The following is a 10,421-nucleotide window of genomic DNA, read 5'->3' as shown; positions in this document are numbered from 1 at the left end:
ACACCGCCTTCGCCCGCCACCGCCTGCTCGACGACCTGTTCGGCATGTCGACCTGGTTCTGCGACGCCTACGCTTCCTGGCAGAAGGGAGGCGTCGAAAACGCCAACGGACGATTGCGACGATGGCTGCCCAGATGGCTCGATCTCGACACCCTGTCCGAAGCCGATCTCCAGGACGCCATTGTCAGCCTCAACACCACGCCGCGCAAATGCCTCGGCTTCATCACCCCTTTCCAGTGCCTCCTCCAGGAACTTGGCAAGGACGTCCGAATCCGCTTCTCATGAGCATGTTGCGTTTCGCGCTGGAATCCACCGGATGCCTTCGTCAACGTTTTGAGAATTGGACTATTACTCAATTGGCTCCGTTTCAGGCCGCTGCGGTGGAAATCCATATGGTTTTTGAGAAGCTGGTCAAGAGCATCAGACAGCGATGCTCGGTACCGAGCGAACCGGCATTAGGTAGCAAATGCCACCAATGGCGTTCTAACTAACTAGAAAACGAGGATCTTGCGGCCGACCTCTCTGGCAGCAAGATGATCGGCGTCGTCAGACTTCGTGGAGACGGCTTTTCTCCTGGCGGATGGCCAGGCGATCATGGGCGGACAGGCCGTTGACGGCGCGCTCGATATCGAACAGGGCATCGATCCGCTTCACTGCCTCCAGGGCCATGGGCGAGATCGGCGCGGCGTTCTTTCCTCGCCGGGCGCTTTGGGCGATGTCGGCAAGCTCGAAGAACTTGCGGCGCGCGTGGCTCCAGCACAGCGCCTGGGTCAGCGGCTTCGGACTTCGCTCAGTGGCATAGAGGCGCCCCAAAGCTCGACTAGGCGTCGGTCTGGAGAATGCCGGTCCAGCCCGTCAAGGGACCGTTCCAGCTTTTCACTTCTCTCGGAATGCCCGGCTCATGGAATCGTTGATCGGCTTAATAAGATATTCGAGGAACGTGCGCGATGAAGTCTCGATGAAGACATCTGCCGGCATGCCGGGCGTTATCTTCAGCTGCGCGACCCGTTGACGCTGAGCTGGCCCGAGGGCAATGCGAGCGATATAAACGTTCTCGTTCCGGCCAGCTCGGGGATCGGAAACGGTATCGGCCGATACATAGACTAGTTCGCCTCGAAGCTGCGGGGTCGTGCGCTGATTGAAACTCATCAGGCGCACGGATGCATGCTGCCCGACTCTCACGTCGTCGACATCATGTGGATCGATCACCGTCTCGATCAGGAGTTTTTCACCATCCGGCAGGATTTCGGCAATCGTGCTTCCCGCCTCGATGACGCCTCCCGACGTATGATAGTTCATCTTGACCAGAATGCCCGACACCGGAGAGCGAACGTCGACGCGGCCAAGCACGGAACGGGCGTTCATCAGCTGCTCGTGGATATCGTCAATATCGGCGAAGACCGTTTGCACTTCGTCCGCCGCCTTCTGACGGAATTCTTTGTGAACCTGCTCGATCTGACCGTTCAGCCGCTCGATCTGGCTTTGGAAGTCGCCGATATCGCTCTCGATCTTCCCCATTAGACCCTCCACCTCGGCCGCGGCCCGCTCGATGGTGAAGAGATCGGATCGGCGGTACAGGCCTTGATCGAGCAGCTTCTTCTTGCCGACATACTCCTCGGCGATCAGCACCTTTTGACGCTCCGCCGACTTTTTCTGCGCTTGAGCGCCCCTCAGCCGAGCGTCGAGGGAATTCCGGTTGCGTTCGACGATCGTAACGGATCCTTCCAGACCGGCAAGATCGGCGTGGAAAACGCTATTCTGTGCCGCGATTATGCGTTCCTTCTCGGAACTGTCTTCGGCTTCGACCCGGATCCCCGAGAAGTTGACCTCCTTGTCACCGCGCATCATCGCCTGGAGGCGGGCACTCTTGGCCTGCAGCAAGGCGAGCCGCAGGGACAGGCGCCGGACATCCATGCGGGGTCGGGTTTCATCAAGAAGGACCAGCGTCTGACCTTTTGTCACATGCTCGCCTTCCGCGACGAGAATGCGGTCGATGATGCCACCTTCGAGGTGCTGGACCTGTTTGTTGCGTCCAGTCACCATGAACGATCCGGGCGCGACGATGGCGGCGGACAATGGCGCCGTGCCCGCCCAGGAGCCAAATCCACCAAAAATCACCAGCGCGATCGCGGTCCCGCCCAGAACCGCCCCCCGGATCGAACGGGGTACATCCTGATACCATTCCTCGATGACGGGCTTTTTCGTCATGCGCTGATCCTCCCATTGTCAGACGCCGGCGCCTGCTTTCGCCCGGTGATCGCTGCCAGCATCTTCGATCGCTCCCCAATCGCCGCGACCGCGCCATTTTCCACAACCATGATCCGGTCGACATGCTGGAGAAGGGAATGACGCTGGGTAATCGCAACAATCGTCGTGCCTTTCTCGCGGGCGCGTTTCATGGCGTCCGCAAGCGCCTTCTCGCCGGCGGTGTCGAGATTGGAGTTGGGCTCGTCGAGAACGACGAGGCGCGGATTACCGAAGAATGCTCGGGCAAGGCCGATCCGCTGTTTCTGCCCTCCGGACAAGGGAGCACCATCGACGGCGATGAGGGTCTCGTACCCCTGCGGGAACGAAGCGACGAGTTCGTGGATGCCAGCCAGCGCCGCGGCCTCGTAGACGTCCTCGTCAGAAGCGTCGTCGCGCATGCGGCCGATATTGGCCTTGATCGAGGCAGGGAACAGCTGCACGTCCTGAGGGAGGTAGCCGATGTTCTCCCCCAGTTGCCGCTGATCCCAGTTCCTGAGATCCATCATATCGAGCTTTACGTTGCCGGCTGTTGGCGAAAAGCTGGCGACCAGCATCTTGCCCAGCGTTGTCTTGCCGGCTCCGGACGAGCCGATGATGCCGAGCTGCTCTCCGGGCTTCAGAGAGAAGGAGATGCCGTTGAGGACCACCTTCTTGGTAGTCTGCGGCACATAGAGAAGCCGCTCGACATCGAGGCGCCCTTGCGGAGACGGCAGGCGCAGGCGATCGATATTCAGGGGCGAATTGATGAGAAGTCCTGTAATCCGGCCCCACGATGACCGACACTGGGACCAGTGACGCCACCCCTCGATCGTTCCCTCGACAGGTGCCAGGGCGCGACTGCCAATGATCGAGGACGCGATGACCATGCCGCCCGTCAGGTGGCCGTCCAGAGCTAGATAGGCACCCCAGCCAAGCATGGAGACTTGAGTCAGGAGGCGGGCGCCACGCGACAAGCCGGAAAGCCAGGTGTTGCGGTCCTGTCCGATGGTCTGCGATTTGAGTGACGCGGCATTGTCCCGCCCCCACATCTTCACGGCTTCCGGAATCATGCCGAGAGCATTGACGATCTGCGCGTTCCGAGCCAGCGCATCGAGCGTCATGTTCGACCGGGCGGTGAAGCCGGAGGAATCCGAGAACGGCATGGAGGTCATCTTCCGATTGACCCAGGCGATCAGGAGAAGCACTACGATCGCCACGCAGACGATCATGCCGAGATGCGGGTGGATGATCATGACCGCCAGCACGAACAGCGGTGCCAATGGAGCGTCGAGCATTGCGATCAGGGTGGGCCCGGTCAGGAAGCTGCGAATATGCTGCAGATCGCCGAGGATCTGGAAGTCCTTGCCACTGCCGCCGATCGAACTGCGGGCTGCGGCCGACAGGACAGGCGACCCGAGGGTCGATTCCACCTGCACGGCCGTTCGCATGAGGATCGTCCGCCGGCAGGTATCGAGGAGAACCTGACCGATAACAGCACCGACGACCACGATGGTCAGCATGACCAGCGTGTCGGTCGAACGCGACGTCAGGACACGATCAGAAATCTGGAAGAGGTAAAGCGGGATCGCAAGGACCAGACAGTTCACCAAGAGGGTGAAGGCGATGACAAAAATCATGTTGCGCCGGATTGAAGCACGGGCCTGATGGACCGCAAGCCGAAAGTTGACCGAACTCTGCTTGGCAACGAGGGGCGGCTTGACCGGTATTTTGCGCCCCTCCCCGTCGTCGCCGCTTATCTCAGAGCGGATTTCCGCGGAATTCGGCTCCATCTCGATGACCGGCTTGGCCGAAGGTGGCTCTGGCTCTATCAGGCGTTCAGCTCTTGCCTGTCGCTGCCTATCGCCTTTGCTGCCCTCTCCGTCGAGTCTGGCATCTGATGATACCCCTTGCGGCGGCTTAGCGTCAGGTACCTCTATTGGGACTGGGGCATCGTTTAGTAAGTATTCTCGGATCTCCTCTTCCATTTCTCGTATAATGCGTTCTACTCCCGCTTGCCTCTCGGCTCTCGGACGCGTGGCATGTCTATCGTGCGCACCATCCATAAGACGCCCCCTCGAAGCTATATTCATGCTGTTATTCCGCCGAGGCCGTCATGGTACCCGGCGGCAAAGTCGGCGCCCGGAATATACCTGCCCGATGCCAAACCTTCAGCGTCATCTTCGTCGGTAGACGTGGTGAAGGCGATGACCTCTGGTGCCAACGTATGCGTGTCGAATGTCTGGATGCCTTCAGGGTCATCGGCGATGATATCGGCTTGGATGAGCATCGACTGGGAGTAATATTCACCGTCGAGATACCGAATGAGGCTCACGTCATCGATATCGAGGATCGTCGCCGCGTTAATCGCCGCGTTGGCGCCGGTCGACACCTCCCAGTGCAGGGGAAGGCCTACGTCGTGCGACAGCGTATCCGCAACGTCTGCCATAACCCGGATGGTGTCGGAATCGTCGAGGATCGAAACCTGGTCGACGATGTTCATCTCGTAGACGTCGCCGTCGAGATAGAGAACCTCGAGGTTGGAGTGTGCGAGAAAGGACAGTTCAGCACCGGGTCCGTCGCCAGCCGGCTGGCCGTTCATCATACGGCCAACGAGATCCCGGATGTCGTCTCCCATCCGTGAGAAATCGACCGATCCGTAATTGACGATGGCACCGTAATTGGCGACCAGATTGCCGCCGGCCGTTCCGGACATGCCCGTCACGCCGGCCTGGTTATCGATCGTGTCATCGTCCGACAGCACGACGACCTGACGCAGGAAATTGCCTTCGAACACGCTGCCGCCGATGATGACGATGTCGTACATCCCGTACAGATCGGTGATGTCGAACGAGTTGACCCCAAGATTGCCGCCGGCCTCGAAGATCGCTTCATGATGGACAGCTGTCAGAACCACGCTGTCGCCATCGAGGACGACCTGCATTTGGGCCATGTAATTGACGACCTTCAGATCGGCATGGATCACGTTGATCGTGTAGTTCACCGGGAACGGAAAATCTGCGCTGACCGGGGCCGGACCGGGGAAGAGATCGATACGCTCAAATGTGGCGATGTTGTAAGCGTTGTCGACCGAAGCGGTCATGCCGGCGGCATCGGTTTGCGTCCCGGTGCGCACGATGAATTGCGAGATCGAATTCGTTTCGTGCCAGTCCCCCGTCACCACGGAGACAGGCGCAAGCGTGCTGAAATTGGTCAGGACCCCTTCGTTGACGACGGTATTCCCGCCGGTCGTCAGGGTTGCCGTGCCGTCTTCCGACTCCGGCACCTCCTGCAGGGCCTTGGTCATCGCGAAGATGTCCGGCGCCTTCTCACCTTCTGCAAGAAGGCGGCCGTTGACGTAGACCCCGTCATGCTCGCTCGCCAGCGGATCGTGCCCGGCTCCTTGCGAAGAGACGGTTAGCGTGTCCCGCATGTCTGCGACCGTGTCCGGCAATTTCGGCGCGGGGGCGAGGGTCGGGGCCAGGGTGACCATCTCCCGGAATGTCTGGGCGATGGATTCGACGAATTCGGCGTCCGGGCCGTCCCCCATGGTGAGCGTGTCGCGATCGTCGAGGAAATGCACCTGGTGATAGACCGATAGGATCGATCCAATCCAACCCGGCTCGTAGGAGATCTCGTAGCTCCATTCGACCGAAAAGCTCCCGCTCGATTCGACCGAAAAGCTCAAGCTCGGCGTGCTCTCCGTAACCCCGTAATCCGGCCGGTCGCGAAAGCTGATCTCCGGAACGCTGACGTTGATCGGGTCGGGCCCTTGCACCGGCCGGGTGAAGGCGTCTCTCAGACGAAAGACGTCGTTCTCCATCTCGATCTGACCGGGCATCAGCCGAGTATAAAGGAAACCGTCGACCCGCACATCTCCCAGCGTACCGATCGGATCAAGCTGCAATTTCGGGAAGGGAGCCGTGGCACCGCCGTAATCGACGTCCCGCCATTGTTCGACCAGGGGAATGAGCTTCAGGCCAACGAAGCGGGAGATGATCTCTTCTGATGTCGAGAGAAACATGGGTCCAGCGTCCTGGTCAGAGGCCTTTCAGAAAGAAGGTCCGGGGGCGGATTCCGCCCCCGGACCAGTTCGAAGACTAGGATCAGGCGTGATCGCCGTAGACGTCCTCGGCATCGCCGCCGCCCACGACGGTCATGTCGACCGTGGTGTACTGGACGTTGGCGCCCTGCGAGATGGCCTGGGTGAAGGCCTCGTGGCCAGCCGAAGCACCCGACAGGGCATCCGCGGAGGCCTCGATGTCCGAGCCATCGCCCGCCGTCGAGATCGAGCCGTTCCCGGTGGTGGCATTCCCACCGTCGGTGTTGTCGGCATTCATCGACCACTCACCGCTACCCGTCGCCATGTTCATGCTGACATTCGGGTTGGAGACGTCGTCGCGATCGTCCATCGTCAGCGCCTGGTCGATGGAGAAGGCATTGCCGTCGCCCATCATGCCGATCGAACCATCGGAAGCGAAGAGGCCATCGCCGCCGATCGTGCCGACCAAGGTGGCGACGTTGCCGGCGATGCTGTCGATATCGATGACATCGTCGTCGCTGTTGAACGAATTGGCCCAGCTCTGGTCCGCCGAGTTCAGCGAGTCCTCGATACCGACGGCGACATTGGTCGAATTGTCGTTGCCGCTGTCGGTCATCTGCGAGTTGTCGGTGTTGAACGAGTCGGTCAGATCGACGTCCACGTTAGTCGACTGATCCGAGCTGTCGTTGAACGAATCCGCGAAGTCGACCGAGTTGTCGTCGTTATCCTGGAAGGAATCGGCGATCTCGACGGTGACGTCCGTGGATGTCTCGGAGTTGTCGTTGTTGGAGTCGTTGGTCGAGTTGTCGGCCTTGTTGTTGAAGGCGTCTTCCAGTGCAACGTCGACATTGGTCGAATTGTCGTCGTTATCCTGGAAGGAATCCTCGATGCCGACGTTGGTGGAGTTGTCGTCGTTATCTTGGAAGGAATCCTCGATGCCGACGTCGACATTGGTCGAATTGTCGTTGTCGCTATCGTTCGTCGAATTGTTGGAGTTGTCCGAGCTGTCCTTGAAGGCATCGGCGACGGCCAGGTTGGTCGAGTTGTCGTCGTTGTCCTGGAAGGAGTCTTCGATCCCGACATTCGTCGAGTTGTCGTTACCGCTATCGTCCACGGAATTGTCGTTGAACGAGTCGGCGACCGCCAGATCGACCTCAAGGGAATTGTCCGAGTTGTCCTGGAAGGAGTCCTCGATCCCGACATCGGTCGAATTGTCGTTGCCGCTGTCATTCGTCGAGTTGTTGTTCAGGCTGTCTTCGATGCCGACCGAGATATCGTCATCGGTCGAATTGTCGGTGGAATTGTCGGAGTTGTCCTGGAATGAATCCTCGATCCCGACGGCCAGATTGTCCGAGTTGTCGGTCTGCGAATTGTCATTCAGGCTGTCCTCGAACCCGACGGCGATATCGTCATCGGTGGAGTTGTCGGTGTTCGTCGAGTTGTCGTTGCCGGAGTTGGCGACGGATTCGTCGTTGAAGGAGTCCTCCAGGTCTACATTCAGCGAGTCGTCGGAATTGTCCTGAAACGAGTCCTCGATGCCGACATTGGTCGTGTCGTCATCGGACGAGTTGTCGTTTAGGCTGTCCTCGAACCCGACTTCCAGCGTATCGGAATTGTCGGTGGAGTTGTCGTTGTTCGAACCTTCCGTCACCTGGCTGTTCTGATAGGCATCGCCCAGCACGGCTGCGTTCAGGTTGCGGTCATTGTTGTCGACTGCCATTGTCTTGTTCCATCGATTGCGCGACCGAAAACGTCCATCCAATATCTACTGGATCAGCACGCGGGGTCGCGGTGCTTCAGGAAGCCTCCTACAAAGGAGACTGGCTATTTGCGGCCGTTGCGCTAGTGGGCTGGCAATCGCCAGGCGTGACCGCAGCTCCTGGGTCCCCAGAAGATCATCGGGTTTTCTTGTTACCCTCTGATCCGCTTACCCTGCGTTAATTATACGCGCTCTGTCTTGTCGGGAATAGCCCCATACATGTCGGAAAAAACCCGACGCTACATATAGGAAAGCATACTGCACCGCGAAAACACAGCAGGAGTAAACCCTATGAAACCTGCAGACCCAAAAGACAGGAACCCGCCGTCGGTCGGCGTCGTTTATCGCTCGATCGGCGAGTTCACCTGCGCTTTTTCCAATAATGAGAGCGTCTTAGCCCTCCTTATCGAAATCCTTTTGCGATCCGACCGGGCCGGAGCAATTCTAGTGTTCGGGACCCTGAACACCACTCGGGCGCGGATCGACCTCCTTCGTCGCCTGGCGCGAGCGCGCCTAGTCCGTGAGCCAGAGCTTCTAAAAGAGACGGAAGGGCTGCTGTCGGCTTTCGAGAAGGCCACGAGATTCCGCAACGACATCCTGCATGCAATGTACGTCTACGACATCAACGAGAAAACCATTGTTGAAACACAGGCCATGCGGATCGACGAACGCCGCGCTACCGTATCATATGGGAAATCCCGTCCGATGGATGGTGCGCGGATTGCTGCAATCGGACGTGAGGTGGAGAAGCTGAATACATGGAACCGCTCAATGTGGACCCATATTAGTAAGATCACCGCGGCCATTGAGACGAAAATGTCAGTGGGTGAAAGCGAACCAGCCAACGTGGTTGGCGAAGGCCACGATCTGCGCTCGTGACTCCAGTTGCATCTTTGCAGCGCCACGGGTCTTGTAAGTCTCAACTGATTTCTGGCTGAGATTGAGGTCTCTCGCAATCTCCTTGGCGCTAAAGCCGTAAGCGACGCGTTTTAGGACCTCGATCTCCCGCGGGGTGAGTTTGGGCACGGAGTCGACGACGAGTGTAGGATCCATCTCTGAACCCGCCGTGCCTATGCCGACTATCCCCTTCACCAGTATGGGATCGAGATAGTGTTCTCCGGCAAGGACCGTTATAACGGCCCGGACCAGCTCCTCCGCCGTCGTCGAGGCAAGAATATATCCGGAAGCCTTGGCCTCGAACGCCTTCTTTACCAGATAGGGCTGATCGTACGGACTGATGACCAGGACCTTCGGCGCTACGTCTGCGCATCGCGCGAAGCGTGTGAGTTCGACGACGCTGGTTCGAGCACCGGAGATGTCCGCGACCATCAGGGTGGGTTTTTGCGTTGTGATGATAAGGTTCGCACTGTCGGAGTCGCTCGCCTCCAAAACCCGGAGACCTGCTGTTCGGGGATCTTCCCTAAGCGCTTGCGCAAGCCCAAGACGGAAGCATGGTTGCGGAACGAAAAGAAGAATGCAAATTTGATCGGACAATTGTTAGTTCTCCTTGCGAGCCTCCCCAACCAATGCCCCTTACCGCTCTTTGCACCCCTTAATATTCGCTTATCATATCCATACTCCGTCACGCTACCTACCTAAGGGAATGTCGAGAAGGTGTGTCAACGTCGGAGCAATGGTCTGCGCCCACTGAAGTTTTCTAATCGCATGGGTCAAGGGTCGTTTGTAACGTAAGTGCATACGCCGGGCTTCTTGGTTCTCTCCGCGGTCGATCTCGATGGTCGCCGCATGTTGGCGTCAGATGGTGGATCAGCCAAAGTGGTCCTCGCAGTCTCGCAGTCACCGGTTTGGCACTGCATTCAGAGGGTCGGCCTAATCCGCGCCATACGTCCCGGCGGGGACGCATCCGTTGGTCAGTCTGGCAGCATTTCGGTCATCATGCTGTCACTTGGCTCCAACGGAATGGGGTGTCTGTTTTCCACATGGCGTGGAGGATGCAGGCGATCTTTCTGGCTACGGCGATGCGCGCCTTCTGACCTGAGACCCCAATCTCCTCCGGTTTGAGGGAGAGTCCTGAGTTTCGTTCTTGGCCTTAAGCGGCCTGTGTTTCCAGTGTGGATTTCATTGCGAACTCGGCCGGCGGCACGTTGCCGAGGGCCGAGTGTGGTCTGTGATGGTTGTAATCCTCCTTCCATGAGGTGATGGCGCTGCGGGCCTCGGACAGTGTCGAGAACAGCGTGTCATTGAGGCACTCGTCCCTGAAGCGCCCGTTGAAGCTCTCCACGAAGGCATTCTGCATGGGCTTTCCCGGCGCGATGTAATGCCATTCGACGCCGGTCTGCTGGGACCATCGCAGGACCGCCATCGAGGTCAGTTCGGTGCCATTGTCGGAGACGATCGTAGCGGGCTGCCCACGCCAGCAGATGATGGCGTCCAACTC

General features: G+C 58.8%; 8 protein-coding genes and 1 pseudogene. 2 read left to right on the top strand and 7 right to left on the bottom strand.

Features of this window, described 5'->3' with window-relative positions; translation table 11 throughout:
• Nucleotides 1-284, top strand: a 284-nt coding sequence (locus H536_RS24850) for a hypothetical protein (RefSeq protein WP_024352425.1), incomplete at its 5' end; no start/stop codon positions are given.
• 276 nt (nucleotides 285-560) lie between these two features.
• On the opposite strand, the pseudogene H536_RS0121745 reads toward H536_RS24850, so the two are convergent.
• The 5 genes and pseudogenes from H536_RS0121745 to H536_RS23495 all read right to left on the bottom strand — a co-directional run.
• A pseudogene (locus H536_RS0121745) lies at nucleotides 561-858 on the bottom strand (IS66 family transposase); the annotation flags it as partial.
• Between the two features lie 17 nt (nucleotides 859-875).
• A complete protein-coding gene (locus H536_RS0121740; protein ID WP_024352423.1) occupies nucleotides 876-2,207 on the bottom strand; it encodes an HlyD family type I secretion periplasmic adaptor subunit in 1,332 nt (443 codons plus the stop codon).
• Nucleotides 2,204-4,315, bottom strand: coding sequence for a type I secretion system permease/ATPase (locus tag H536_RS0121735; protein ID WP_081652029.1), 2,112 nt, complete (start codon nucleotides 4,313-4,315; stop codon nucleotides 2,204-2,206). The genes H536_RS0121740 and H536_RS0121735 overlap by 4 nt, the downstream gene beginning before the upstream one ends.
• Nucleotides 4,312-6,246 (bottom strand): hypothetical protein, encoded by a 1,935-nt coding sequence (locus H536_RS0121730; RefSeq protein WP_024352420.1) that lies wholly within the window; start codon nucleotides 6,244-6,246, stop codon nucleotides 4,312-4,314. The genes H536_RS0121735 and H536_RS0121730 overlap by 4 nt, the downstream gene beginning before the upstream one ends.
• Before the next feature lie 82 nt (nucleotides 6,247-6,328).
• Nucleotides 6,329-7,984, bottom strand: coding sequence for a midas domain-containing protein (locus H536_RS23495; protein ID WP_024352419.1), 1,656 nt, complete (start codon nucleotides 7,982-7,984; stop codon nucleotides 6,329-6,331).
• 330 nt (nucleotides 7,985-8,314) lie between these two features.
• On the opposite strand from H536_RS23495, the gene H536_RS24670 reads away from it, so the two are divergent.
• Complete coding sequence (locus H536_RS24670) at nucleotides 8,315-8,902, top strand: hypothetical protein (RefSeq protein ID WP_082664297.1); 588 nt, start codon at nucleotides 8,315-8,317, stop codon at nucleotides 8,900-8,902.
• Here the strand turns inward: H536_RS24670 and H536_RS0121720 are convergent.
• A complete protein-coding gene (locus H536_RS0121720) occupies nucleotides 8,843-9,352 on the bottom strand; it encodes a LuxR C-terminal-related transcriptional regulator (protein WP_162142678.1) in 510 nt (169 codons plus the stop codon). The two genes, H536_RS24670 and H536_RS0121720, sit on opposite strands and share 60 nt — an antisense overlap.
• 721 nt (nucleotides 9,353-10,073) lie before the next feature.
• Nucleotides 10,074-10,421 (bottom strand): integrase core domain-containing protein (locus tag H536_RS0121715; protein WP_024352417.1); only part of this gene is annotated, 348 nt, incomplete at its 5' end.

The sequence above is a fragment of the Aurantimonas coralicida DSM 14790 genome (assembly GCF_000421645.1).
Classification (GTDB): domain Bacteria; phylum Pseudomonadota; class Alphaproteobacteria; order Rhizobiales; family Rhizobiaceae; genus Aurantimonas; species Aurantimonas coralicida.
Note: the sequence above shows the minus strand (reverse complement) of the source record. Positions and strands in the feature narration are given on the sequence as shown.